The organism is Dyella japonica (assembly GCF_040545895.1).
GTDB lineage: Bacteria > Pseudomonadota > Gammaproteobacteria > Xanthomonadales > Rhodanobacteraceae > Dyella > Dyella japonica_D.
The window spans coordinates 1,197,422-1,220,283 of the sequence record NZ_JBEPMU010000001.1; the positions used below are offsets into that span (position 1 = coordinate 1,197,422).

Consider the following 22,862-nt stretch of genomic DNA (forward strand, 5'->3'; position numbering starts at 1 on the left):
TATGCGGCCAGATCCGATGGCGCAAGAAACGGATGTCGCCGCCATGTGGCCGGCGCGAAACTGGACTCCGTCGAGTCCACGGAGCCCATCCCATGTCTTTTCGCATTTCCGGCCTGCCCGCCGAACCGTTTGCTGAACTGTTCTCTCTCTCCGACGAAGCGCTGGCAGAGCGTCGCGCCGTTCGCATGGTGGCCGACAGTGACAGCGGCTTTCCGTGCCGCATCAGCCTGACCGACGCCAAACGCGGCCAGACGCTGATCCTGGTGAACTACGAGCACCAGCCGGCGGATTCGCCGTATCGCTCCACCTATGCCATTTTCGTCCGCGAAGGCGAAGAGCAATACGACCGCGCCAACGACGTGCCGGAACAGCTGCGCCGCCGCCTGCTCTCGGTGCGCGGCTTCGACGACCAAGGCATGCTGCTCGATGCGGACGTGACGCCGGGCACGGAGCTCGAGTCGTTGATTGACCGTCTGTTCGACAACCGGAAAATCGCCTACCTGCACGTGCACAACGCACGGTACGGTTGCTACGCAGCCCGCGTGGACCGCGCCTGATCTGCATCAGCGAGCGTCGCGACTTGCCTTGGCAGCCAGCGCGACGCCCAATGCGATCCAGCCCACGATGAAGGCCACGCCGCCCAGCGGCGTGATCGCACCGAACCAGCGCGGCGCGCCCAGCGCCAACGCGTAGAGGCTGCCGCAGAAAACCACGATGCCCATGGCGAACGCAGCGATGGCGATGCGTCGTGCGCGACCCGCAGCCGCCATCACGGCGAACACCAGGGCAAGGACGTGCCAGAAGTGGTAGCTCACTGCGGTGTGCCATAGCTCGATGCCGCGGGCGTCGAGCACGTTGCTTAACGCGTGCGCGCCAAAGGCGCCGAGCACGACAGCGCTGGCGCCGGCCAGTCCGACCAGCAGGCCGGTCGCTCGGTCAGGTTGTCGCATGCCCTCTGCTCCTCGATTTGCCACGCGCCGGCCGGGTGGCCAGTGTCGTATGCTGCCGCGATGATTCCCATCGATTCTCGCACGACGCTTTGTCGCACCCGCCGCTGGCTGATACTGCTGATGCTGGTACTCGGCATCGTGATGCTGGCCGGTTGTCATCGCGACGACGGCATCGAATGGCAATTGACCAATGTCACCGGCCATATGCCCGACCTGGATTTCCAGCTGGTCGACGATCACGGCACGAAGGTGACCGCCCAGGACTATCGCGGCAAAGTGGTGCTGCTCTATTTCGGCTACACGCATTGTCCCGACGTCTGCCCTCTGACGCTCGCGCAATTGCACGTGGTGATGCAGCGACTGGGACCGCTGGCCGATGGCGCGCGCATCCTGTTCGTCAGCGTGGACCCTGCGCGCGATACGCCCGAGATCATGCATGCCTACGTCAACGCGTTTGATCCGCGCGCCGTTGGCTTGTCGGGCCCGGCTCGCGAGATCGAGGCGCTGAGCAAGCGCTACCGCTCAGCCTTCACGCGCGAGCCTGATCGCGCTGACGGCCAGTACGAAGTGAGCCACAGTTCGGCCATCTACCTGTTCGACAGCACCGGCAAGGCACGCCTGCTGTCGACGCCGAGCAACTCGCAGGACCAGATGGTGCACGACCTGCATCTGCTGCTCAGCCTGGGAGCCCGTTCATGAGCCTGCGTTTCACCCGCACCCTGCCCCTGCTTGTCGCGGGCCTGCTGTCGATGGCGGGCCTGCATGCCACCGAAGCACAGCACGTTCGCGCCAGCGGTGCCTGGATCCGCGTGCTGCCTGGCGACCTTCCCGCCGGCGCCTACGTCACGCTGGAAAATACCGGCGACCAGGCGGCAAGCCTGCGCAGCGCGCACAGCGCCAGCTATGCGAGCGCCATGCTGCATCAAAGCAGCAGCGAAGGCGGCGTCAGCCGCATGTCGATGGTGGACGATCTGGCCATTCCCGCGCATGGCAAGGTCGAACTCTCGCCCGGCGGCTATCACCTGATGCTGATGAAAGCCACTTCGCCGGTGAAGATCGGCGACAAGATCAAGGTGACGCTCACCTTCGGCGACGGCAGCACGCTGGACACCGACTTCGTCGCGCGTCCCGCCAACGCCAGCGGCCTCAGCGACTAAGCACCTTCGCGAGAAGGCGACGCGGCGCGCGCTTGTCGCGTGGGCCACGGCTTGCGACGTATGCGACCGCTGCGCGAAAGCCTCAGCCATTGGCGCATGGCCAACAAAGCGCCGATGGATTCGATGAGCGCCGCCGGCACCCACATGATCACGCCGCCCACCAGTTGCGCCGTGAGCACGTTGAAGGTGAAGGCGCGACCGCAGATTTCGAAGATCGGATACAGATCGGTCTTGGAGAAAGTAACGATGGCGCCGGCCAGGATCTGCGGCGTCATGGTGATGCCGGGCGACAACACACGGATACCCGGCGTCATGCGTCCCGGCGGACGCGGACGATGGTCGAGCACCAGCCACCAGTAGGTGAAGCCACTGGCCAGCATCGACCAGTTCATGAACCGATAGATGCGCCAGTCCAGCATCGCCAGCGTCTGCATCGCCGGCACCAGCCAGATCAGGATAAAGGCCACGAACAACACCGTGGCCACGGCCGGGTTGCACCACACCGCGCTCGCCATGCGCCATGGCATCGACGCGCGAACCGGCCGCAGCACGCGCAGCCGCCACGAGAACGGCAAGCCCTTGTGCAGCACGGTGCCGGGATACGAAGCAATGATCAGCAGAGGCGCCAAATGGTGCAGCACGATCTGCTGGATGCGATGCATGAAGAACTCATGCTCGAAGAAGTAATCCAGGTACGTGTGCAATGACACGTAGATCAACGCCATGCCGATCCAGAACGACAGGCGGCGGCCGAAGCTCACCTGCAAGCGGCGGGAACCGCGCGCATACAGCACACCACAGGCGATGAAGCCCAGCAGGAAAACCCAGGAAAACTCCCAGGGCACGATCCACTTGAGCACGCTTGCCATCATCGAACGTACCCGGACCGAATCAGTGGCGACTGCCCATCATACGCGCGGCCGCAGCAGCATCCACGGCATAAACCTGCGACACATCATTGCCCTCGATCACACTCATGCGTTCCGCCTGCTGCGCCGGGAACGGCGCCAGCCGTAGAGCAGGCCGATCAGGGTGACCAGCAGCGGAATCAGCACGATGTTGATGAACTTCAGGCGCAGGCCGAGCGCGTCGATCTCCGCATTGAACTGGTGCTGCACATCGCGCAGCTCCTTGTTGATGGCCAGCTGGCGCTGCAGGAACTGTTCGATCTCCGCGCGCTGTTCCGGCGTCGCCGTATCGCCACGCCCCGCCGCCTTGGAAGGCTGCAGTTCGCTCAGGCGCGTGCGCGTGACGGCCAATTCGCGCTGCAGCTCCTGCATCTTCGCCTGGAATTTCTGGTCGGCGGCACTGCGCAGTGCCGCGACACGGGTGAAGGGACGCTGCGAACTCACGCGACCGTGGATGGAAAGCAGGGCCGAGGAACCGCTGAGGTTGTCCGCGATATTGGTGATCAGGTCGCCATTGTTGGCAATTGCGCTCAATTGCGGCTGGCCCAGCAGGCTTTGGGCATAGGACACCCACAAGCGATCGCTCAACAGGTCGGTATCGGCCACCAGGATGACCTCCGCCGTGCCCGTCGCTGCCCCGAGGTGGCCCGTCTCGTTGGATCGCTCCGGGAACGCACTGGGGAACTGACCGCGCACGCGGGCGGCAATCACGTAGTGCAGGTTGTCGGGCTTGTAGTTGTCGAGCAGTCCGGCGGGATTGTTGATCGATTCGCGCACGCGCTGGCTGGACACCACCTCGGCGTCGGTGGTCGACTGCATCAATGGTTGCAGACGCGAAGTGGTACCGGGGGCCAGGTCGAAATAACCCACGCTGGACACGTTGATGCGCTGCAGGCTGGCCGTGGTCACGTCGTCGTGATTGAGCTCCTGCTGCCCCAGCCCGAGCATGGCCGGATGGCTCATCGAGCTGTTGTCGGCCAGTTCGATACGCAAGGCACGCGAACGATCGAGCACGACTTTCTGCGGGTCGTACTGCACGCCCCACGCATGGAACAGGCGCGGCAGATCCGAGTTGTGGTCATCGGTGACGCCACTGCTGTCGATGAACGGCGTGTTGTCCATCTCGGCAACCGGGTCCACGAACACCACCAGGTGGCCGCCATGGAGCACGTACTGATCGATCGCGTACAGCGCATCGGCCGGCAGGTGCTTGGGATGGATCACCAGCAGCGCCTTGATGTCGTCGTCGACGCGCTTGAGCTTGGAGGCATCCAGCGGCTTCACGTCGAACTGCTGCGCCAGCTGGCGCATCACCGTCCATGGCTCTTCGCCAATCACCGGATTGCCCTGCACCGGCAGGCTGCTGACCACGCCGATGTGCGGCTTCGACGGCTGGTCCAGCTCGTAGAGCAACTTGGCGATGTCGTATTCGAGGAAGGTTTCGCGCGACGGATCGAACAACGGAATCGCCTGCACTTTTTTCGGCAGGTGATCGTCGGCTTCGCCATCCGCATCGGAAGGCAGCGTGCTGCCAACCAAGCCAAAGAACACGCGCTCGCCATTGGTGCCGCCATTGATCGGCGACAAGCCATAACCTTCGGCGCTGGTCTCGTCGTCGGAATACGGCACGGGATCGACGATCTGCAGGCGCAGGCGGCCATGCGAGCGCGCCACCATCTCCTGCAGCATTTCGGCCACGCGCTGTTCGTAGCTGCGCAGCTGGGGCAAGTCGCGCGTGGCGTGGCTGGAGAAATACAGCGTAAGGCGCAGCGGTGCGTGCAGCCCATCGACGATGTGCGTCGTGCCCGGCGTGAGCGTGTAGAGCTTGTCGGAAGTGAGATCCACGCGCCCGATGCGCCAGCGGCTGCTGGCAAGCACGAACACCACGAACAGCACGGCGAGGAATACCAGTGCGACCAGCAGCACGGCGCGACGACTCACATGGATGCGCCTCATGCTCATGGCGTCCGCTTCAGGTCGAGCGTCAGCACGCCAGCCGTGAGCCAGGCGGCCATGCTCAGCACGAAATACAACAGGTCACGCAGGTCGAGCACGCCGCGCGAAATAGCCTCGAAGTGCCGCACCATGCTCAGGTGCGCCAGGCCATTCACCAGCTTGCGCGGCAACGCGCCCTGGAAGAACTCCATCACCTGCGGCTGCCCCACCAGGATCAGCAGGAAGCACACCACCAGCGTCAGCACGAACGCCACCACCTGGCTTTGCGTCACCGCCGACAGGCTCGCACCGATGGCGAGGAACGCGCCGGCCATCAACCAGCTGCCGATGTAGCCGGCGAGGATCACGCCATTGTCCGGCGAACCGAGATAGTTCACGGTGATCCAGATCGGGAAGGTCAGCACCAGCGCCAGTCCGATGAAGATCCATGCCGCGAAGAACTTGCCCAGCATGGCCTGCGCCAGCGTCAACGGCAGGCTCATCAGCAATTCCAGCGTGCCGCCCTTGGCCTCTTCCGCCCACATGCGCATCGACACCGCAGGCACCAGCACGAGGTAAAGCCACGGGTGCATCACGAAGAACGGTTGCAGGTCCGCCTGGTTGCGCTCGTAGAAATCGCCCGCGTAGAACGTGAGGATGCCCGCCAGCACCAGGAAGATCACCAGGAACACGTACGCCACCGGCGTCACGAAATAACTGCGCAGCTCGCGGCGCATCACCGCTGCGATGGGACTCATGCCCTGCTCTCCGCGCCGGTGGTGATCTGGCGGAACACTTCATCGAGTCGCCCGCGTTCGAGCTGGATCTCCGACACTTCCAGGCCCTGCTGGCGCAGCAGCGTCTCGACCGGTTCAAGGATGCGTTCGCCTGGGCGCGGGAACACCGTGATGCGGCCATCCATCGGGTCGACTTCAATGGAAGCGACCTGCGGCAGGCGGCCGAGCATTTCCTGCGATACGCCACTGCCCGGCGCACTGAACGACACCGCGCCGTGATAGCGCGAACGCGATTCGAGTTCGGCCGGCGTGGCATCGACCATCAGCCGTCCATTGGCGATGATCACCACGCGATTGCACAGCGCGTGCACCTCTTCCAGCAGGTGCGTGGAAATGAGGATGGTGCGATCGCGCGCCATCTGATCAATCAGCTGCCGCACCGTGTGCTTCTGGTTCGGATCGAGACCATCGGTGGGTTCGTCCAGCATCAGCACCTGTGGGTTGTGCACGATGGCCTGCGCCAGGCCCACGCGGCGCTTCAAACCCTTGGACAAGGTATCGATGCATTGGTCGAGCACACCTTCGAGTTGCAGGCCGCCCACCACGCGTTCGAAACGGCGATACGCCTCGTCACGCTGCAGGCCGCGCATGCGCATGACGAAGGTAAGGAATTCGCGAACGGTGAGCTCGCCATAGCTGGGCGCGCCTTCGGGCAGGTAGCCCAGCGCGCGCTTGGCCTTCAGCGGCTCCTTGCGCACGTCATAGCCGCACACCCGCGCCGTGCCCGAGCTCGGCTCGAGGAAGCCGGCGATCATGCGCATGGCGGTGGTCTTGCCGGCACCGTTGGGACCCAGCAGGCCCAGCACCTGGCCAGGCTCGGCGCGGAAACTCAGCGAGTCCACCGCCGTGAGGGCACCGTAGCGTCGAGTGAGCAGTTCGGTTTCGATCATGTCCTGTGCAGTCAGTGGCGTGCATGGGCTGCGCGCGTGTCGCGGAACGTGGCTGCAACGTCGACCCGCACTGTAACCGAAAAGTTCGCGGGAACCGGCTCGTACGAAGCCCTGAAATGAAAAGGCCCTTCGCGAGGAAGGGCCTTTTCGATGCTTGCCGCCGAGGCGACTTACTTGCCGGCGCTGGCAGCGCTGGCCGGAGCGGCGGCGGTGCCGGACGATGCCGGAGCCTGCTCGCTGCTGGTGTCCTCGAGCGACGGCGGCTTGATGCCGGCAGCCTGTTCCGGGGTCTGGTCCGGAGCCCAGCTCAGCGGCAGGTACACGTCGAACTCGGCGTACTGGGTGACTTCGTCGCCCTGCTTCACTTCCGGCTTGGCTTCGATGTCGTAGAAGCGGTTCACCACTTCGTCGAACTTGTAGCCGTGGGTCTGGGCGTAGGCCTTCATCAGGTCGCGGGTCTGCGGCACGCCGGCGGCGGTGCCGTTCCACACGGCCTTGAGGGCCGGGCCACCGAAGGCAAGGAAGGCGCGCACGTCGTTGTCGATGATCAGGCGGCCGAAGCGGTCATGACCACCCGGGGTGTTGTCACCGGCATTGCTGTTCGCATCAGCGCTGGTGCTCGCTGCGGCGGCATTCAGATCGGGCGACTTGGCGGCAGCCAGTTCCACGGTCTGGCCGGCAACGTTCAGGCTGGTCGCGCTGATCGGCATGGCCACGTCGAACGAGTAGGTCTGGTCGCCGTAGTTGGTCGTGTAGATGATGCGCGGACCGGTGGTGGTCACGCCCAGCTTCTTGGCAGCGGCCTGGATCTGGCCAATGGCCTTGTCCGTCGCGTCGTTGAGGGCCTCGAGGCCACCCTTGCGCTCGATCGACGAGGACACCACCAGCACCGGCGTGGGCTGGGTCTGCTCGATGTACGGGATGAGCTTGGTGTAGTCGACGTTCTGGACCGAGGCCAGCACGTTCTGCAGGTTGTTCAGGCTGAACTGGATGAAGGCATCCGGATCGCCGTGAATGTAGAGGTTGGCGTAGCGGTTGATCAGGTTGAAGCCGTAGGCGACGTCATACGACCAGGTCACCTTGGTCAGCTGGCCGCGGCTGCCGTTGCGCTCGAGGTCGAGCGTGAAGTGCTTGTCGTTGCCGCGCCAATCGTTGTCGACGTTCCAGACGATGGAAGCCTTCTTGGCCGTCGAGTCGATCTTGTCGAAGCTCGGATCGGCGGAAGCAATGGTGAACTTGCCGGTGCCGACCTTGCCGTCGTCACTGGCCCAGCTGATTTCGGCGCCAGGGCCATAGGCCTTGCCCGAGAAGTCGAACTTGATGTTGCGATCGTACTCGCGCTGCACGGAGTACTCCGGGAAGCGACGGAAGTTGTTGAGCACGTCGTAGACCTGACGCATGTCCTTGCCGACGACCAACGACCGTTCGACATGGCCGCTGCCAGGCATCACCACGCCCACTACCACCGCCACGACGGCGACGATGATCAGGGCAACAATAAATTCAAGAACACGCATCATTCCAAGGTTCTCCGCACGTCTCTCTGTATACGGCACAAGGGCAGTCGCCGGAGACCGGCCCGCCACGGGAGATTCCCGAGGAATCACTGCATGAACGGGGGGTCGGCCAGCGCCGAAGTCCCCGATACTACTTGCTCGCGCGCAGGAACGCCATCCGGCCGTAAAGACTGCCTGACACGTCCCCACCAGACGCCTGCGAATGGCGTCTGGCAAGGCCCCGCGCGTGCAGTCAAAGCCTCAGACGATGCCCAATTCGAGGGCCTTGAGGACGGCGCGCGTGCGGTCGCGCACGCCCAGCTTGGAGAGGATATTGGAAACGTGGTTCTTCACCGTTCCCTCCGCCACCTTCAGCGAGTTGGCGATCTCCTTGTTGCTGTAGCCACCGGACAGCAGACGGAGGATTTCCGTCTCGCGCTCGGTCAACGGATCGGGCTGTTCCAGGCTGGTGAACTGGTTCTGCATGCGGCCGACGCCGGCCAGCAGGCGCTGGGTGACCATGGGCGCCACCAGTGAGCCACCGGCGGCCACGGTGCGAACGGCCTCCACCAGTTGCTCCAGCGACACGTCCTTGAGCAGATAACCGCGGGCGCCGGCCTTCAGACCCTGCAGCACGAGCTGGTCGTCATCGAAGGTGGTGAGGATGATGGTGGGCGGCAATTCGTTGCGGGCAGACAGCGCCTGCAGCACTTCCAGTCCGCTCATGTTGGGCATGCGCAGGTCCAGCAGCACCACATCGGGCTTGATCCGGGGAATGTCCTGGACAGCCTGGGCGCCATCGGCGCATTCGGCCACCACGCGGATGTCCTCCGCCAGGTCCAGCAGTGAACGGACACCCTGGCGAACCAGGTTCTGGTCGTCGACGAGACAGACGGAAATCATCGCGGATCCTCGAAACGTAGGTGGCCGGCGTGCGATGCCCGCGGCCAACGGAGAAGAACGATGCGGCTATCCAAGCCACTCATTTTTACACGACAACCCAGCAAGGCTACAGCATGCCCAGCGCGGGCGGCTCGAACCGTGACGGCGTGTGCGCGAGCTCCGGGACCTCCCCCAGCGGCAGGCGCACGGTAAGTGCAAAACCCTGTTGAAGCGCCGGGTCCACCATGACGCTACCCTCGAACTCGACCAGTCGCTCGCGCATGCCCGACAGGCCATTGCCCGGCCGGAAATTCGTGGCGCCGCGGCCGTCGTCGCGTGCGTAGAGTTCCAGCAGGTTGGCGTTGACGTAGTCGAAGCGCAGCCACAGGTTGCGCGCGCCGGCATGGCGGGCGGTATTGGTGATGATCTCCTGCGCGCAGCGCAACAGCACCTGGGCGCGGCGCGGGTCTTCCACGCTGAACCGGGGTGGCGTTTCCATGTGCACGTTGAGCCCCGGCACGCCTTCGGTGAGGCTGCGCAGCGCGACCGTGAGGTCGATGGCATCGTCCTGGCGCAGCTCGCTCACCACCTCGCGCACGTCCGACAGCAGGTGCTTGGCGGTGATCTGCGCCTTCTGCACGTGTTCGGCCGCCTGGGCGTTGACCAGGTGGCTGGCCACTTCCAGATTGAGGCTGAGCGCGGTCAGGTGGTGGCCCACCAGGTCGTGCAGGTCGCGCGCAATGCGCATGCGCTCGGCAATACGCGTGGATTCGGCGAGCAAGGCGCGGGTGGCGCGCAGCTCGGAATTGAGCCGCCGCTGCACCTCGCGTTCCTCGGCCTGCAGGCTGGCAATCATCGAGGTGAAAAACACCAGCGCGGAAATGCCCAGGTACATGCACACCTGCAGGAATGCGGTGACGATGGTCCAGCCCATGTAGCTGGCGATGATGGGGATCAGCATCAGGTTCTGCAGCAGCATCCAGGCCAGCCCGGCGCCCACCGGAAGCTGCCAGGGCAGCACCACGGCGATCACCAGCATCAACATGGCCGAGAGGCCGCTCTGGCTGAACCAGCCCATGGCCACCGCCGAGCCCGTCAGCACTACCAGTCCGAACAGCTGGACGACGGAGGGATAGCTGGTCTGGCGCGTCATGCCCGAGCGGCGCGTCAGCAGCAGATAGGTCACCCCGAAGATCAGGTAGGACAGGATCCAGCCCGTGATGTTCGGGTTGCTCCACCACGCACTGACCTCCGCCAGCCCGCCGGGACCGGACAGCAACGGCAGCGCGACGCACAGGTACGTGAACAGACCAGCGTACCGGAGCAGCCGGATGTGATTAATGTTTGACCAGGCCATGCGTGCATCATTAGCCAGCCGCAGGCGTGGTGCAATGCGTGAGAAGTCATTGCTCCACCCCTGCCAGAAGGCACGACCGTTGGCGCTTTACGAAGGTTTTACATGGTGCGCCGTGATATGTGCGCTTGCCTGACGCATGTCATAATGCCGCCGTCACGCGGGGCCGAAACAACGGTCTTATCCTCGAACCACTCAAAGCGGAGCAACGAATGGCCCTTGCCATCCGCGACGTGCGTGAGCACGACCTGGATGCCGTACTGGCGCTCAACAACGCCGCCGGCCGCACCATCCTCGCCCTGGACACGGCGCAGCTGCGCTACTTCTTCGACCACGCGGACTATTTCCGGGTGGCCGAGATCGATGGCCATCTCGCCGGGTTTCTGATCGCGCTTCGCGAAGGTCGCGATTACGACAGCCCGAACTATCACTGGTTCTCGGAGCACTACCCGCAGTTTGCCTACATCGACCGCATCGTCATCGCCAACGCCTATCGCCGCCATGGCCTGGGTCGCATTTTCTATTGCGACGTCACCAGCTATGCGGAAGTGCGCGTGCCGCTGTTGACCTGCGAGGTGTTCCTGGAGCCGCGCGACGACGTGGTGGTGCTGTTCCACGGCACCTACGGCTTCCAGGAAGTGGGCCAGCAACGCATGGGCAGCGACGGCCCGCAGGTGAGCCTGCTCGCCAAGGACCTGCCCAGCTACGCCTTCGTGCGAGAAACCTATCTGGACCACGACGGCCTTCCCGATGTGCCGTGGCTGGCCGAACGTCAGCACTCGTCCTCCTCCCCCGATACCACCCGGCGCCGCCTCACGGGAGAGCGCCGCCAGTGAATGCAAAGATGGATCAACAAGACGCCTGTGACCTGCGCTTCGGCCAGGTAGGCATAGCCAACGTGCGCATCAAGCGCGTGGATGCAGCCGCGCTTTGCGAAGAGCTGGAACGCCGCGTTCGTGCCGCTCCCCAACTGTTCTCCCGTGCGGCCGTGGTGCTGGACTTGAGCCATCTGCTGAACCTGCCGGACGACGGTACGGTCGACGCCTTGCTCGAGGCCGTGCGCAGCGCCGGCATGCTGCCCGTGGGCCTTGCCTACGGCACCAGCGAAGTCGATGCGCTGTCGCAGCGCATGGGCCTGCCGTTGATTGCCAAGTTCCGCGCTGCTTACGAGCCGGCCGATGGCGGCAGCATCGCACCGCCGGCACCGCCCGCCGCAGCGGCCGAGCCGCCTCGCCGCGCGGAACCGGTGCGACAGGAACCCGCGCCCGCGGCGCCGGTCGCCACGCTCGGTGCGCAGCACTACGAAGGCACGGTGCGTTCAGGACAGCAGGTGTACGCGCGTGATCGCGATCTCGTCGTCCACGGCGCCATCGCCAATGCCGCCGAAGTGATTGCCGACGGCAGCATCCACGTCTACGGCACTGTGCGCGGTCGCGCGATGGCCGGCGCACAGGGCGATGAGAAAGCGCGCATATACATTTCAGACTTCCGCGCGGAACTGGTGGCCATCGCCGGCCACTATCGCGTGTTTGAACAAATTCCAAAGGACCTCGAAGGCCAGTCTGTGCGATGCTGGCTCGAAGGGGAAAAATTGCTGATCGCCAAGCTGTAAAGATCGGCCATGACTACTACAAAGAAACATGCGGAGATGAGCCTTGACTGCTGAGATTATCGTTGTCACCTCGGGCAAGGGTGGCGTGGGCAAGACCACGACCAGTGCCTCGCTTGCCACCGGCCTTGCCATGGCCGGCAAGAAAGTCGCGGTGATCGATTTCGACGTCGGCCTGCGCAACCTCGACCTCATCATGGGCTGCGAGCGGCGCGTGGTGTACGACTTCGTCAACGTCGTGCACGGCGAAGCCACGCTCAAGCAGGCGCTGATCAAGGACAAGCGCTACGAGAACCTCTACGTGCTGGCGGCCAGCCAGACGCGCGACAAGGACGCCCTCACCCAGGAGGGCGTGGAGAAGGTGCTCGAAGACCTGGGCAAGGAAGGCTTCGACTTCGTCGTTTGCGACTCGCCCGCCGGCATCGAGAAGGGTGCACACCTGGCGATGTATTTCGCCGACCACGCCGTGGTGGTGGTGAACCCGGAAGTGTCCTCGGTGCGCGATTCGGACCGCATCCTGGGCCTGCTCGCCAGCAAGACGCGCCGCGCCGAGCGTGGCGACGGCGCCATCAAGCAGCACCTGCTGCTGACGCGCTACAACCCGGCCCGCGTGGCCGTGGGCGAAATGCTCAGCGTGAAGGACGTCGAGGAAATCCTCGGCATCAACGTGGTGGGCGTGATTCCGGAATCGGAGAACGTGCTGGCTGCGTCCAACGCAGGCGTGCCGGTGATTCTGGACGACAACTCGTTCGCGGGCCAGGCGTACAGCGACACCGTCGCCCGCATCCTCGGTGAGGAACGTGCCCTGCGCTTCCTCGAGGTGCCGAAGAAGGGCTTCTTCCAGCGCGTATTCGGAGGCTGATCGCGATGGGTATTCTTGATTTCCTGAAGCGCAAGCCGGAACCCACCGCTGGACTCGCCAAGGAGCGTCTTCGCATCATCGTGGCTCAGGAGCGCTCCACCCGTGGCGCTCCCGACTACCTGCCGTTGCTGCGCAACGAGCTGCTCGAAGTGATCAAGAAATACGTCCACGTCGACCTCGAAGCCATCAACATCAATGTCGAGCGCGACAGCGGACACGAGATCCTCGAGCTCTCCGTGGCGCTGCCCGAGAACACGCCAGCCAAATCCATCTGAGGTCGTGGCGCGGCACTGCCGCGCCACGCACATCGCGATGTGCGTCGCCGCCGATGGGCGGCGACCTTCTTCCCATGTCAGCTCCCCACTCCGCTCCTGACGAAGCCCGCGTGATGCGCCTAGCCGAGATCGGCTTCGAGGCACCTGCGCGCCTGCTTGCGCGTTACGGGCTCACGCTGCAACGCGTGGATGTGGGCACGCCGATTCCCGGCAGCTTCTGGGGCGACGAGGAAGCCGGCATCATCGGCAACACGGTGTATGCACGCGACGACACGCCGGTGCATTCGCTGCTGCACGAAGCCGGCCATCTCATTGTGCTGCCGCCCGAGCGACGCAGCCAGGTGCATACCGACGCCACCGATTCCATCGCCGAGGAAGATGCCACCTGCTATCTGCAGATCGTGCTGGCGGACGAACTGCCCGGCGTCGGCCGCAAACGATTGATGGCCGACATGGACGCCTGGGGCTACACGTTCCGGCTGGGCTCCGCCCAGGCATGGTTTGGCGAAGACGCCGCCAATGCCCGCCATTGGCTGGTGGAACACGGCCTGCTGGACTCGCACGGGCACCCGGTTTTCAACTGACCGCCCGCGCACCGGGCAAAGCAAAACCTCGCTCTTATCTCACGCCGAGACAACACTCGCTGGCGCAGTGTGACATCGCCAAACGGGAGACCGTGCGTGACGCCTTGGCTCAAGACAGCGGCCAGTGTGCTGTGCGCCGCGATGCTGGCCACCACCACAGCCGGTGATGTCACCGGTGGCTTGCCGCGCTCCGACGGGTTCGTGGCGCGCATCGATCTCACCGGCGCCATCGGTCCGGCTGCGGCGGAATACGTGGATGCGTCCCTGCGACACGCCGCACGCGATGGCGCCACCGCCGTCGTGCTTCAACTGGATACGCCCGGCGGCCTGTCCGATTCGATGCGACAGATCATCGCCAGCATCCTCGCCTCGCGTCGTCCGGTGATCGGATACGTGGCGCCGGGTGGCGCGCGGGCGGCATCGGCGGGCACGTACATCCTCTACGCCTGCGCCATCGCCGCGATGGCACCCGGCACGCATCTTGGCGCGGCCACGCCGGTGTCGCTTGGAGGCAGCGGCACCCTGCCCTCGCCCGCGGCCTCATCACCTGGCGCGCCATCGGCAGCGACCGACGCAGAATCCAACAAGGTGATCAACGACGCGGTCGCATCGATCCGATCGCTGGCGCAGCTCAATGGCCGCAATGCGGACTGGGCCGCACAGTCCGTGCAAGGCGCTGCAACGCTCACCGCCGACGAAGCCGTGCAGAAGCATGTGGTGGATCTGGTGGCCGCGGATCTTCCAACGCTGTTCGCGCGCCTGGAAGGACGACGCGTGCATGTCGACGGACAGGAGGTGCTGCTGCATCTCTCCAACCTTCCCGTGCGCAGCTATGAACCCAATTGGCGCACGCATCTGCTCGGGCTCATCACGCATCCCACCATCGCCTACCTGCTTCTGCTCGCGGGCATCTATGGCCTGGTGCTCGAAGCGTTTCATCCCGGCGTGGTTCTACCCGGCGTAGCCGGCGCCATCTGTCTGCTCGTCGGCCTGTACGCCCTGCAACTGATGCCGGTGAACTATGCAGGCCTCGCCCTGATGCTGCTCGGCGTCGGGCTGGTGCTGGCCGAAGCACTGGTGCCGTCGGTGGGCGCCATCGGCATCGGCGGCGTGGTGGCGTTCGTCATCGGCTCGATCATGCTGTTCGATGCGGGCGTGCCGGGTTATGCAGTGAACCTCGGCATGATTGCCGGCATCGCGCTGGGCGGCGTGGTGGTGTTGGTGATCCTGCTGCGCCTGGTGGCGCGCACCCGGCGCGTGCGGACCTTCAACGGCGACGAACAGATGCTGCTGGCCACCGGCGAACTCACGCAGCCACTCGATGCGGCCGGCGACGGATGGGCGCGCATTGGCGGCGAACAATGGCGCGTGCATGGCGATGCGAGCATGCCGGCCGGTTCGCGCATCCGTGTCGTTGGACGCGACGGCTTGCTACTGCGCATCACGCGCGCCTGACATCGACAAAGGAGAGGCTCATGTTTGGCTTCGTTGGCGTGATCGTGATCTGGGTCGTGGCATTGCTGTTCATGTCGATCAAGGTGCTGCCGGAATACCAGCGCGGCGTGGTGCTCACGCTCGGCCGCTATACCGGCACGAAAGGACCCGGCCTGGTCCTGCTGGTGCCCATCGTCCAGCGCATGATGCGCGTGGACCTGCGCGTGGCCGTGATGGACGTGCCACCGCAGGATGTGATCTCGCGCGACAACGTTTCCGTGCGTGTGAACGCGGTGGTCTATTTCCGCGTGGTGGAACCGGACAAGGCGATGCTGCAGGTGGCCGACTTCTTCCAGGCCACCAGCCAGCTGGCGCAGACGCGCCTGCGTTCCGTGCTGGGCCAGCACGAACTGGACGACATTCTTTCGCAGCGCGATTCGATCAATCGCAGCCTGCAGCAGATCCTGGATGAAGCCACCGATCCATGGGGCATCAAGGTCAGCAACGTCGAAATCAAGGACGTGGATCTCAACGAGACGATGGTGCGCGCCATCGCCCGCCAGGCTGAAGCCGAACGCGAGCGCCGCGCCAAGGTGATCCATGCCGACGGCGAACTGCAGGCCGCCGAAAAACTGCGCGACGCGGCTGCCCTGCTCGCGCAACAACCGCAGGCACTGCAGTTGCGCTACATGCAGACCATGTCGGACATGTCCAACAGCGGCAAGGCATCGACCATCGTGTTCCCGCTGCCCATCGACCTGCTCAAGCCCCTGCTGGAAGGCCTGCCACGCAGTTAATCGCCCACCGACACCGGCGCAGCGCGTAACATGGGCGGCTATCTTTCACAGGCAGCCCCATGGCCCTCAACGCCACCATCTACAAGGCCGAGCTTCAGGTCAGCGACATGGACCGGCACTACTACGCCACCCATGCGTTGACCGTGGCGCGCCATCCCTCCGAAACCGAGGAGCGCCTGATGGTGCGCCTGCTGGCGTTTGCCCTGTTCGCCGATGACCGGCTGGAATTCGGCAAAGGACTCAGCGACGAGGACGAGCCGGCACTGTGGCGCAAGGCGTACACCGGCGAGATCGAACAGTGGATCGAGCTGGGCCAGCCGGACGAGGCGCGCATCCGCAAGGCCTGTGGCCGCGCGCAGCAGGTGGTGGTGATCAACTACAGCGGCCACGGCGCGTCAGTGTGGTGGGACAAGATCGGCAGTTCGCTCGCCCGCAACCGCAACCTCACCGTGCTGGATATTTCCGCCGAAACGGTGAACCGGCTGGCCGCCATGTCCGAGCGCGGCATGCGTCTGCAATGCCTGATCCAGGACGGCCAGCTTGAGGTCATGAACGATACGGCCAGCATCACTGTCGACCCGCAGCGGCGCATGACCGCCGTGCCGTCGAACTGAAGCCCGCCATGTCGCAAGGTTCGCCCGCCCATGTTCGTCTCGCCGTTGTCGGCGGCGGTCCCGCCGGCTTGATGGCGGCCGAGACGGCGCGCGCGGCGGGCGTGACCGTGGATGTTTTCGATACGAAAGGCTCCGTGGGGCGCAAGTTCCTCATCGCCGGCAAAGGCGGCATGAACCTCACTCACGGCGAAGCCAAGCCCGATTTCGTGCAACGGTACGGCGCACGTGCGCACGAAGTGGGCGAATGGCTGGACGATTTCGATACCGACGACTTGCGCGCCTGGGCGCGCGGCCTGGGCGTCGAGACGTTTGTCGGAACATCGGGGCGCGTGTTTCCCAGCGACCTGAAAGCCGCACCGCTATTGCGTGGCTGGGTGCGTCGCCTGCGCGAGGATGGAGTGCGCTTCCACGTGCATCACCGCTGGCTGGGCTGGAACGATGACGGCTCGCTGCGCTTTGCCTCGCCCGATGGCGAACGCGCTGTCCACGCCGATGCCGTGGTGCTCGCCATGGGCGGCGGCAGCTGGCCGGAGCTCGGCTCGGATGGCGCATGGCAATCGACGTTGATGGATCGCGGCGTTGACGTATCGCCCCTGGTGCCGTCCAACTGCGGCTTCGACATCGGCTGGAGCGAACATATCGCCAGCCGTTTCGCTGGCGCGCCGCTGAAACCCGTGGTGATCCATCTGCGCGACAAGGACGGCCGCGAGCATGCGCGCCAGGGCGAGTGCGTCGTCACCGCCAACGGCATCGAAGGCAGCCTGATCTACGCGTATTCCGTGCTGATCCGCGATGCCATCGCGACGCATGGCCCCGTCACCATCGAACTCGATCTTGCCCCCGATCGCACGCTCGATCGCCTACGCACCGACCTGGCCAAGCCGCGCGGCAAACATTCCATGAGCGATCACCTGCGTCGCCAGACCGGCCTTGCCGGCGTCAAGGCGGCGCTGCTGCACGAAGTGCTCGATCGCGAGCAGTTCCACGACACCGAAACGCTGGCGCGCACCATCAAGCGCCTGCCGCTGCGGCTTGCACGAACCCGTCCCATCGAGGAAGCGATCAGCAGTGGTGGCGGCGTGCGGCTGGAGGCATTGGATGCCAAGCTGATGCTCAACGCCTTGCCCGGCGTGTTCTGCGCTGGCGAAATGCTGGACTGGGAAGCCCCCACCGGCGGCTACCTGCTCACCGCCTGCTTTGCCAGCGGGCGCCGCGCCGGCCTCGGTGCGGCAGGCTGGATCAAGCATTTGATGCCTGCTGCCGATAACTGAGCAGAGCGTCGCAACACGGGAGAGTGGCGCTACATTTTTCCCGCCAGCTGCCGATATACCCAGCGTAGCGGGGGCCACACAGGGGAGCTGGCAGCACGATGATGGGGAACTGGTGGCGAGTATTCGGACGTGAGCGCGCAGCGGAACCAGCAGCGGCGCGCCCGTCTGCGCCCGAACCGGTGCTCCCCGACGCCCCGATGCCGCAGGACACGGTGTCGGGCGACGAACTCGCCGAACGGTTCTTCCGCTTCATCCTCAATCAGCCGGTCGATGCGGGCGACGCTCCCGACAAGGCAAGCGAACAGGCCATTCTGCAGCGCCTGAAGGACCAGTGCGAAAACGGTCGCTTCGACGTGCGCAGCCTGCCCCGCATGCCCACCGTGCTGCCGCAGCTGATGCGTGCGATGAAGAACGACAAGCTCAGCGGCGCTCAACTCGCCGACCTCATCAAGCGCGATCCCGTGCTGGTGGGCGAAGTGATGCGCGTCACCGGCAGCGTCACTTATCGCACGGCCCATCCGGTGGGCAGCCTGCAGCACGCCGTGGTGCTGCTCGGCCAGATCGGCCTGCGCCACGTCGTGACGTCGTACGTGATGAAACCCATCCTGATGGCCAGCGCCGGCGCCAACGGCCAGATCGTGGGCCAGCGCCTGTGGGATCACGCCGAACGCTGCGCGCACGCGGCGGTGTATCTCAGCAAGGGACAGTGCGACGCCTTCGAGGCGTACCTCGTGGCCCTGGTGGGCTACAGCGGCCTAGGCGCCGTAGCGCGCCTGCTCGATCGCGAGTTGCAGAACACCGAGCTGCCTGCCAGCTCCACGGCTTTCATCGACAGCTGCGTACAGCTCGCCGCGCAGCTCACCGTGCAGGCGGGACAGCACTGGGATCTGCCGCCGCCCGTGCAGGATGCACTGGTGGAACACCTGGAACACGGCCATGCCGCGCTCATGCTGCCGATGAGCCGCGTGCTCTATGTGTCGCAGCGGCTGGCGATGAACCAGCTGCTGGCCGAACAGGGCTTGCTCGATCGCGACTCCGGTTACAGCGACGACCCGATCGCCACCTTCCCGCAGCAGTTGCTGGCGCGTTGCCAGCAGGACCTGCGCCAGAGCTTCGCCACGACCTGACCCATCGCCTTCGTCGCCTTAGTGCGCGGCGACGAGACGCTCCCTCACCTCCGCCACGATGGCGAACGAACGGCAGCGCGCCTCGTGGTCGAACACGTTGGCGGTGATCATCAACTCGTCAGGGCGATGGCGCTGGATGAAGGCCTCGATGCCGTCCTTCACCGTGTCGGCGCTACCGACCACCGCGCAGGCCAGCGCGTGCTCCACGCCGAACTTCTCGGTGGGCGTCCAGTAGTTCTCGATGTTGTCGATGGGCGGCGGAATCAGGCCGGGGCGCCCGCGACGCAGATTGACGAAACTCTGCTGCTGCGTGGTGAACAGGCGCTTCGCCTCCGCGTCGCTTTCCGCCGCGACGATGTTCACGCCCAGCATGGCGTGCGGCGCCTGCAGTCGGCGGGACGGCCGGAAATCACGGCGGTACAAGGCCAGGGCGTCGTCCATCGCATCCGGCGCAAAGTGCGAGGCGAACGCGAACGGCAAGCCCATGGCCGCCGCCAGCCGCGCACTGAACAGGCTGGAGCCAAGCAACCACACCGGCACGTCGATGCCTGCGCCGGGTACGGCGCGCACCGGCTGGTCGGGCGTGGCGGGTTCGAAATAGGCCAGCAATTCCGTCACGTCCTGAGGGAATTGATCGGCACTGTCGAAGTAGCGGCGCAAGGCGCGCGCCGTGGCCTGATCGGTGCCCGGCGCTCGCCCCAGGCCCAGATCGATGCGCCCCGGATACAGCGAGGCCAGCGTGCCGAACTGCTCGGCCACCTGCAGCGGCGCATGGTTGGGCAACATGATGCCGCCGGCGCCGACGCGAATGGTCGAGGTGCCGCCGGCCACATGGCCGATCAGCACGGCCGTGGCCGCACTGGCGATGCCCGGCATGTTGTGGTGCTCGGCCAGCCAGTAGCGGTTGTAGCCAAGCGTTTCGGCGCGGCGCGCCAGATCCAGCGTGTTGGCGAAGGCCTGCGTGGTGTCGCTGCCTTCCGTGACGGGCGCGAGATCCAGGACGGAGAAGGGAATCATGGGACTTCCTCATGCGGGAAGCTCCGATGTGGGGACGTTGCCTCCAATTGCCAGTGTTATCCGACCCCGGTCAGCCGTGCTTCCAGGCACGTTCCTCGACGCGCCCACAGCGGGCACATTGGCGACGGCCGGGTTCGGATCGAATCCACCGGTGTTTGAAAACGCGACACAAGAGCCTTCCGACCCAGCGTTTCCCTTTCATGCTCACCCCGTGATTTGCATGCAAAAATATGATTTACATGACAATCCAACAGTCCTGTTCGGGAGGACGACCACGGCAACGCGGCAGCCCCCGTTGTATGCGCCCGGCAGAGGATGTCGCTGGCCTGTCCTGGCGCATATCGGAGTTAAGCCCTGAAAAATATCAGCGACTCCCGCGCAGACAAGGGGAAAGGACTTAGCCGGTGACCGGTTCGCCCATGGCGAACGAGGCCTTGACGATGTGGCCTTGCGCCACTTCGTAGATGCACAGCATTTCCATGCGGCCCTTCCCTTCCGGGAAGTTGCGCGTGACCTCTTCGAGATCGATCACGAAGCTGCCCATGACGGTGCGGCTGAGCAATAGCGCGTGCAGATCGGGCTCGGCGAAACGCATTCGCATGCGCTCGCGCAGGGCTTCATGGCCTTGCGCGAGCCGTTCGCCGTGCAGCATGAACTGCTCGGCGTCTGGTGCATACGTGGCAAGCCACGCATCGAGGTCCTTGCGGTTGTAGGCGTCCAGCTGACGCTGGACCACCGCCTCTGGCGAGGACACCGATGCGACCCCGGCCATGCTCAGCGCATGATGCCGGTGTGGCCCAGCGAGTAGCGGCCCGGCTGTGGCCATACGGCCAGACCGTGCGGCTCCTGGCCGACATTGATCTTGCGCACCTGGCCGGTGGTGGTGTCGAACGCGTACACCACGTCGTCGAAGCGGCCCGACAGCCACAGCGTCTTGCCGTCCGCGCTCACGTTGCCCATGTCCGGGCTGCCGCCGCCGGGGATCGGCCAGTTGGCCACGACCTTCTGCGAGGCAAAGTCGATCACCGATACGCTGCCCTTGCCACCGCGCGGACCATGCACCTTGTTGGAGCCACGGTTGGCCACGTACAGCTTGGTGCCGTCGCGGCTCGGGTACAGGCCGTGCGTGCCCACGCCGGTCTTGATGAAGCCGATCTGCTTGAAGCTGTCGCCGTCGATCAGGTACACGCCATCGGCCATCATGTCGGCGACATAGAAGGTCTTGCCATCCGGAGAGGAGCGGATGTCCTGCGGCATGCCCTTCTTGGACAGGTCGAGGTAGCCGAGCACCTTGCGGTTGACCATGTCGATCTTCACCAGCTTGCCGGTGAACTCGCAGGTAAAGATGGCGAACTTGCCGTCGATGGAGAAGTCGGCGTGGTTGATGCCCTTGCACTCCGGCGCGCTGAGGCTGGAGTGCTCGGCCATGGTGTGTGCATCGCGGAAGTCCAGTCGCGCGAACGCTTCGGCGACCACGATGGCTTCCTTGCCGTCCGGCGTGAAATACATGTTGTACGGGTCGTCCACCGGCACGGCCGTGCCCGGCTTGCCGGTGGCCGCGTTGATCGGCGTGAGGCTGCCGGTCTTCTTGCGCTCGGCATTGTTGGTGACCCACAGCGTGCGCAGGTCCCACGACGGCACGACGTGCTGCGGGCCCTCGCCCACCTTGAACTTGTCCACCACCTTGTAGGTGGCCGGATCGATCACGTACACGTCGTTCGAACGCAGGTTGGGCACGTAGATGCGTGCGGGGTCGCTCTTCACCGCGGCGCTCAGGTGGTTGAGCCCGGCCTCGCTGTACATGTTGGCGGGGTTCACCACCGGCGGCATGCCGGGCACGGTGGTCACGGCCGAAGCCGCGAGGGCCTGGCCGCCCAGGCACGCAGCGGCAAGCGCCAACGGTGCGAGGCGGAACAAGCGGGAGGAACGCAGGGATTTAGCGATGGCCATGGGTCACAACTTGGTCTGGTTGATACAGGGGGAAGTCAGTGCGCTTGCGTGTCGCGACGCAAGGCGTTCACGGTATTTACCACAATAGCATCCACGCCCAGCTGACCGAGCTCAGCTGAGGAGCGGCGTGGATCGCCGCCGTAGACGCCGTCGGCGGCGCCCAGCTTGGGGCCGTCCTGCAACTGGCCCAGACGCACCATCTTCGGATCGACGGCAAGCTGCAGTGAGGTGTCGGCCAGGGCGGCATGCGTGCCGATCTCAGCATCCTTGACGCCATGCTGGCGAAGGATCTGGTTGAAGCCGTCGGACGAGGTGGCGTAGTACTCGGGCGGCACGATGGCGCGCGCCTTGCCGCCCCAGCCCTTGTTCAACTTGGCCGCCACGCGGTCGAGATCCTTCAGGTAACCGCCGTGGTCGCCCAGGAAGACGATGTTGCGAAAACCATGCACGGCAAAGCTCTGCGCGACCGATTCCAGCACCTGCTCGAACACGGCATCGGGCACCGTGATGGTGCCGGGGAAGCGCATGTGCGAACTCGGCGGCGCGGTGCCGCCTTCGGGCACGTAGGCCACCACGGGCGCCACCAGGGCGTTGCCCAGGCGCTCGGCGATCTTCTGCGAGAGGAAGGCCGCGCGCGCGTTGTGCTTGCCCACGGCAATGTACGGGCCGCTCTGCTCGGTCCCGCCGATGGGAATGATGATGGTGGTCTTGCCGGCCTGCACCTGGTCGCGGATTTCGGTCCAGGTGAGCTCTTGCAGCTGCACCGTATGCGGTGCCTGGGCGAAGGCACTGGAAGCGCCCAGCAGCGTGAGCCCGCACAGCAAGGCGCGGAACGACGGGAAAGGCATAGCATCGTCCTGAAAAAACAGGCGACAAGTGTAAGGCCCGGGGCCACGGGAGCACACCCCGCGCGAGACACCCGCAGGAGGCTGGGTCAAGCGTTCCGTCAGGTG

General features: G+C 65.1%; 25 protein-coding genes. 13 read left to right on the plus strand and 12 right to left on the minus strand.

Annotation, left to right across the window (positions count from 1 at the left end; genetic code table 11):
- Window positions 1-92 precede the first annotated feature (92 nt).
- Window positions 93-557 carry a DUF1203 domain-containing protein gene (locus ABIC75_RS05235; RefSeq protein WP_354012787.1) on the plus strand — a complete coding sequence of 155 codons (465 nt, stop codon included), beginning with the start codon at window positions 93-95 and terminating at the stop codon, window positions 555-557.
- Between the two features lie 6 nt (window positions 558-563).
- Here the strand turns inward: ABIC75_RS05235 and ABIC75_RS05240 are convergent, their stop codons facing one another.
- Window positions 564-950, minus strand: a complete 387-nt coding sequence (locus ABIC75_RS05240; protein WP_354012788.1) for a DUF423 domain-containing protein — start codon at window positions 948-950, stop codon at window positions 564-566.
- A gap of 60 nt (window positions 951-1,010) precedes the next feature.
- On the opposite strand from ABIC75_RS05240, the gene ABIC75_RS05245 reads away from it, so the two are divergent.
- Both ABIC75_RS05245 and ABIC75_RS05250 read left to right on the plus strand, forming a co-directional pair.
- The gene (locus ABIC75_RS05245) at window positions 1,011-1,649 is read left to right on the plus strand and encodes an SCO family protein (protein WP_354012789.1); all 639 of its coding nucleotides are present in this window, start codon (window positions 1,011-1,013) and stop codon (window positions 1,647-1,649) included.
- A complete protein-coding gene (locus tag ABIC75_RS05250; RefSeq protein ID WP_354012790.1) occupies window positions 1,646-2,107 on the plus strand; it encodes a copper chaperone PCu(A)C in 462 nt (153 codons plus the stop codon). The genes ABIC75_RS05245 and ABIC75_RS05250 overlap by 4 nt, the downstream gene beginning before the upstream one ends.
- Here the strand turns inward: ABIC75_RS05250 and ABIC75_RS05255 are convergent.
- The 7 genes from ABIC75_RS05255 to ABIC75_RS05285 form a co-directional block, all read right to left on the minus strand.
- Complete coding sequence (locus ABIC75_RS05255) at window positions 2,104-2,979, minus strand: cytochrome c oxidase assembly protein (protein ID WP_354012791.1); 876 nt, start codon at window positions 2,977-2,979, stop codon at window positions 2,104-2,106. The genes ABIC75_RS05250 and ABIC75_RS05255 overlap by 4 nt on opposite strands.
- A 102-nt stretch (window positions 2,980-3,081) precedes the next feature.
- Window positions 3,082-4,977 carry a GldG family protein gene (locus ABIC75_RS05260; RefSeq protein ID WP_354012792.1) on the minus strand — a complete coding sequence of 632 codons (1,896 nt, stop codon included), beginning with the start codon at window positions 4,975-4,977 and terminating at the stop codon, window positions 3,082-3,084.
- Window positions 4,974-5,708 carry an ABC transporter permease subunit gene (locus tag ABIC75_RS05265; RefSeq protein ID WP_354012793.1) on the minus strand — a complete coding sequence of 245 codons (735 nt, stop codon included), beginning with the start codon at window positions 5,706-5,708 and terminating at the stop codon, window positions 4,974-4,976. Before ABIC75_RS05265 ends, ABIC75_RS05260 begins: the two co-directional genes overlap by 4 nt.
- Window positions 5,705-6,637 carry an ABC transporter ATP-binding protein gene (locus tag ABIC75_RS05270; protein WP_354012794.1) on the minus strand — a complete coding sequence of 311 codons (933 nt, stop codon included), beginning with the start codon at window positions 6,635-6,637 and terminating at the stop codon, window positions 5,705-5,707. Before ABIC75_RS05270 ends, ABIC75_RS05265 begins: the two co-directional genes overlap by 4 nt.
- Before the next feature lie 170 nt (window positions 6,638-6,807).
- Window positions 6,808-8,157: a polyketide cyclase gene (locus ABIC75_RS05275; RefSeq protein ID WP_354012795.1), complete on the minus strand. Its 1,350-nt coding sequence runs from the start codon at window positions 8,155-8,157 to the stop codon at window positions 6,808-6,810.
- Between the two features lie 237 nt (window positions 8,158-8,394).
- Window positions 8,395-9,036 (minus strand): response regulator, encoded by a 642-nt coding sequence (locus tag ABIC75_RS05280; protein ID WP_026635939.1) that lies wholly within the window; start codon window positions 9,034-9,036, stop codon window positions 8,395-8,397.
- Window positions 9,037-9,142: 106 nt separating this feature from the next.
- Complete coding sequence (locus tag ABIC75_RS05285) at window positions 9,143-10,372, minus strand: sensor histidine kinase (protein ID WP_354012796.1); 1,230 nt, start codon at window positions 10,370-10,372, stop codon at window positions 9,143-9,145.
- 209 nt (window positions 10,373-10,581) lie between these two features.
- Between ABIC75_RS05285 and ABIC75_RS05290 the strand changes: the two genes are divergently transcribed.
- The 10 genes from ABIC75_RS05290 (at window position 10,582) to ABIC75_RS05335 (ending at window position 18,942) form a co-directional block, all read left to right on the plus strand.
- Complete coding sequence (locus ABIC75_RS05290; RefSeq protein ID WP_354012797.1) at window positions 10,582-11,205, plus strand: GNAT family N-acetyltransferase; 624 nt, start codon at window positions 10,582-10,584, stop codon at window positions 11,203-11,205.
- Window positions 11,202-11,981 (plus strand): septum site-determining protein MinC, encoded by a 780-nt coding sequence (gene minC, locus ABIC75_RS05295; protein ID WP_354012798.1) that lies wholly within the window; start codon window positions 11,202-11,204, stop codon window positions 11,979-11,981. The genes ABIC75_RS05290 and minC overlap by 4 nt, the downstream gene beginning before the upstream one ends.
- Before the next feature lie 43 nt (window positions 11,982-12,024).
- Window positions 12,025-12,840: a septum site-determining protein MinD gene (minD, locus tag ABIC75_RS05300; RefSeq protein ID WP_102304954.1), complete on the plus strand. Its 816-nt coding sequence runs from the start codon at window positions 12,025-12,027 to the stop codon at window positions 12,838-12,840.
- A 5-nt stretch (window positions 12,841-12,845) separates the two neighbouring features.
- The gene (minE, locus tag ABIC75_RS05305; RefSeq protein WP_046970573.1) at window positions 12,846-13,115 is read left to right on the plus strand and encodes a cell division topological specificity factor MinE; all 270 of its coding nucleotides are present in this window, start codon (window positions 12,846-12,848) and stop codon (window positions 13,113-13,115) included.
- Window positions 13,116-13,189: 74 nt separating this feature from the next.
- The gene (locus ABIC75_RS05310; protein WP_354012799.1) at window positions 13,190-13,699 is read left to right on the plus strand and encodes a hypothetical protein; all 510 of its coding nucleotides are present in this window, start codon (window positions 13,190-13,192) and stop codon (window positions 13,697-13,699) included.
- 96 nt (window positions 13,700-13,795) lie between these two features.
- Complete coding sequence (locus ABIC75_RS05315; RefSeq protein WP_354012800.1) at window positions 13,796-15,154, plus strand: NfeD family protein; 1,359 nt, start codon at window positions 13,796-13,798, stop codon at window positions 15,152-15,154.
- Between the two features lie 20 nt (window positions 15,155-15,174).
- Window positions 15,175-15,930: a slipin family protein gene (locus tag ABIC75_RS05320; RefSeq protein WP_354012801.1), complete on the plus strand. Its 756-nt coding sequence runs from the start codon at window positions 15,175-15,177 to the stop codon at window positions 15,928-15,930.
- Window positions 15,931-15,989: 59 nt separating this feature from the next.
- On the plus strand, window positions 15,990-16,544 hold the full coding sequence (locus ABIC75_RS05325) for a YaeQ family protein (RefSeq protein ID WP_354012802.1): 555 nt from the start codon (window positions 15,990-15,992) through the stop codon (window positions 16,542-16,544).
- A gap of 8 nt (window positions 16,545-16,552) precedes the next feature.
- Window positions 16,553-17,815 (plus strand): TIGR03862 family flavoprotein, encoded by a 1,263-nt coding sequence (locus ABIC75_RS05330; RefSeq protein ID WP_354012803.1) that lies wholly within the window; start codon window positions 16,553-16,555, stop codon window positions 17,813-17,815.
- A gap of 197 nt (window positions 17,816-18,012) precedes the next feature.
- Entirely contained in the window at window positions 18,013-18,942 is a 930-nt protein-coding gene (locus tag ABIC75_RS05335; protein ID WP_354012804.1) for an HDOD domain-containing protein, read from the plus strand.
- An 18-nt stretch (window positions 18,943-18,960) separates the two neighbouring features.
- On the opposite strand, the gene ABIC75_RS05340 is transcribed toward ABIC75_RS05335, so the two are convergent.
- The 4 genes from ABIC75_RS05340 to ABIC75_RS05355 all read right to left on the minus strand — a co-directional run bounded on the left by ABIC75_RS05340 (window position 18,961) and on the right by ABIC75_RS05355 (window position 22,757).
- Window positions 18,961-19,959: an LLM class flavin-dependent oxidoreductase gene (locus tag ABIC75_RS05340; protein WP_354012805.1), complete on the minus strand. Its 999-nt coding sequence runs from the start codon at window positions 19,957-19,959 to the stop codon at window positions 18,961-18,963.
- Window positions 19,960-20,356: 397 nt separating this feature from the next.
- A complete protein-coding gene (locus tag ABIC75_RS05345; RefSeq protein WP_354012806.1) occupies window positions 20,357-20,731 on the minus strand; it encodes a nuclear transport factor 2 family protein in 375 nt (124 codons plus the stop codon).
- 2 nt (window positions 20,732-20,733) lie between these two features.
- On the minus strand, window positions 20,734-21,909 hold the full coding sequence (locus ABIC75_RS05350; protein WP_354012807.1) for a YncE family protein: 1,176 nt from the start codon (window positions 21,907-21,909) through the stop codon (window positions 20,734-20,736).
- A 35-nt stretch (window positions 21,910-21,944) separates the two neighbouring features.
- Window positions 21,945-22,757 (minus strand): creatininase family protein, encoded by an 813-nt coding sequence (locus ABIC75_RS05355; RefSeq protein ID WP_354012808.1) that lies wholly within the window; start codon window positions 22,755-22,757, stop codon window positions 21,945-21,947.
- Window positions 22,758-22,862 lie beyond the last annotated feature (105 nt).

Excerpts from the sequence above, each read along its gene's own strand:
- ABIC75_RS05235 (WP_354012787.1), top strand. The coding sequence starts at position 93 with ATGTCTTTTCGCATTTCCGGCCTGCCCGCCGAACCGTTTGCTGAACTG.
- ABIC75_RS05240 (WP_354012788.1), bottom strand. The coding sequence starts at position 950 with ATGCGACAACCTGACCGAGCGACCGGCCTGCTGGTCGGACTGGCCGGC.
- ABIC75_RS05245 (WP_354012789.1), top strand. The coding sequence starts at position 1,011 with ATGATTCCCATCGATTCTCGCACGACGCTTTGTCGCACCCGCCGCTGG.
- ABIC75_RS05250 (WP_354012790.1), top strand. The coding sequence starts at position 1,646 with ATGAGCCTGCGTTTCACCCGCACCCTGCCCCTGCTTGTCGCGGGCCTG.
- ABIC75_RS05255 (WP_354012791.1), bottom strand. The coding sequence starts at position 2,979 with ATGATGGCAAGCGTGCTCAAGTGGATCGTGCCCTGGGAGTTTTCCTGG.
- ABIC75_RS05260 (WP_354012792.1), bottom strand. The coding sequence starts at position 4,977 with ATGAGCATGAGGCGCATCCATGTGAGTCGTCGCGCCGTGCTGCTGGTC.
- ABIC75_RS05265 (WP_354012793.1), bottom strand. The coding sequence starts at position 5,708 with ATGAGTCCCATCGCAGCGGTGATGCGCCGCGAGCTGCGCAGTTATTTC.
- ABIC75_RS05270 (WP_354012794.1), bottom strand. The coding sequence starts at position 6,637 with ATGATCGAAACCGAACTGCTCACTCGACGCTACGGTGCCCTCACGGCG.
- ABIC75_RS05275 (WP_354012795.1), bottom strand. The coding sequence starts at position 8,157 with ATGATGCGTGTTCTTGAATTTATTGTTGCCCTGATCATCGTCGCCGTC.
- ABIC75_RS05280 (WP_026635939.1), bottom strand. The coding sequence starts at position 9,036 with ATGATTTCCGTCTGTCTCGTCGACGACCAGAACCTGGTTCGCCAGGGT.
- ABIC75_RS05285 (WP_354012796.1), bottom strand. The coding sequence starts at position 10,372 with ATGGCCTGGTCAAACATTAATCACATCCGGCTGCTCCGGTACGCTGGT.
- ABIC75_RS05290 (WP_354012797.1), top strand. The coding sequence starts at position 10,582 with ATGGCCCTTGCCATCCGCGACGTGCGTGAGCACGACCTGGATGCCGTA.
- minE (WP_046970573.1), top strand. The coding sequence starts at position 12,846 with ATGGGTATTCTTGATTTCCTGAAGCGCAAGCCGGAACCCACCGCTGGA.
- ABIC75_RS05310 (WP_354012799.1), top strand. The coding sequence starts at position 13,190 with ATGTCAGCTCCCCACTCCGCTCCTGACGAAGCCCGCGTGATGCGCCTA.
- ABIC75_RS05320 (WP_354012801.1), top strand. The coding sequence starts at position 15,175 with ATGTTTGGCTTCGTTGGCGTGATCGTGATCTGGGTCGTGGCATTGCTG.
- ABIC75_RS05325 (WP_354012802.1), top strand. The coding sequence starts at position 15,990 with ATGGCCCTCAACGCCACCATCTACAAGGCCGAGCTTCAGGTCAGCGAC.
- ABIC75_RS05330 (WP_354012803.1), top strand. The coding sequence starts at position 16,553 with ATGTCGCAAGGTTCGCCCGCCCATGTTCGTCTCGCCGTTGTCGGCGGC.
- ABIC75_RS05335 (WP_354012804.1), top strand. The coding sequence starts at position 18,013 with ATGCCGCAGGACACGGTGTCGGGCGACGAACTCGCCGAACGGTTCTTC.
- ABIC75_RS05340 (WP_354012805.1), bottom strand. The coding sequence starts at position 19,959 with ATGATTCCCTTCTCCGTCCTGGATCTCGCGCCCGTCACGGAAGGCAGC.
- ABIC75_RS05345 (WP_354012806.1), bottom strand. The coding sequence starts at position 20,731 with ATGGCCGGGGTCGCATCGGTGTCCTCGCCAGAGGCGGTGGTCCAGCGT.
- ABIC75_RS05350 (WP_354012807.1), bottom strand. The coding sequence starts at position 21,909 with ATGGCCATCGCTAAATCCCTGCGTTCCTCCCGCTTGTTCCGCCTCGCA.
- ABIC75_RS05355 (WP_354012808.1), bottom strand. The coding sequence starts at position 22,757 with ATGCCTTTCCCGTCGTTCCGCGCCTTGCTGTGCGGGCTCACGCTGCTG.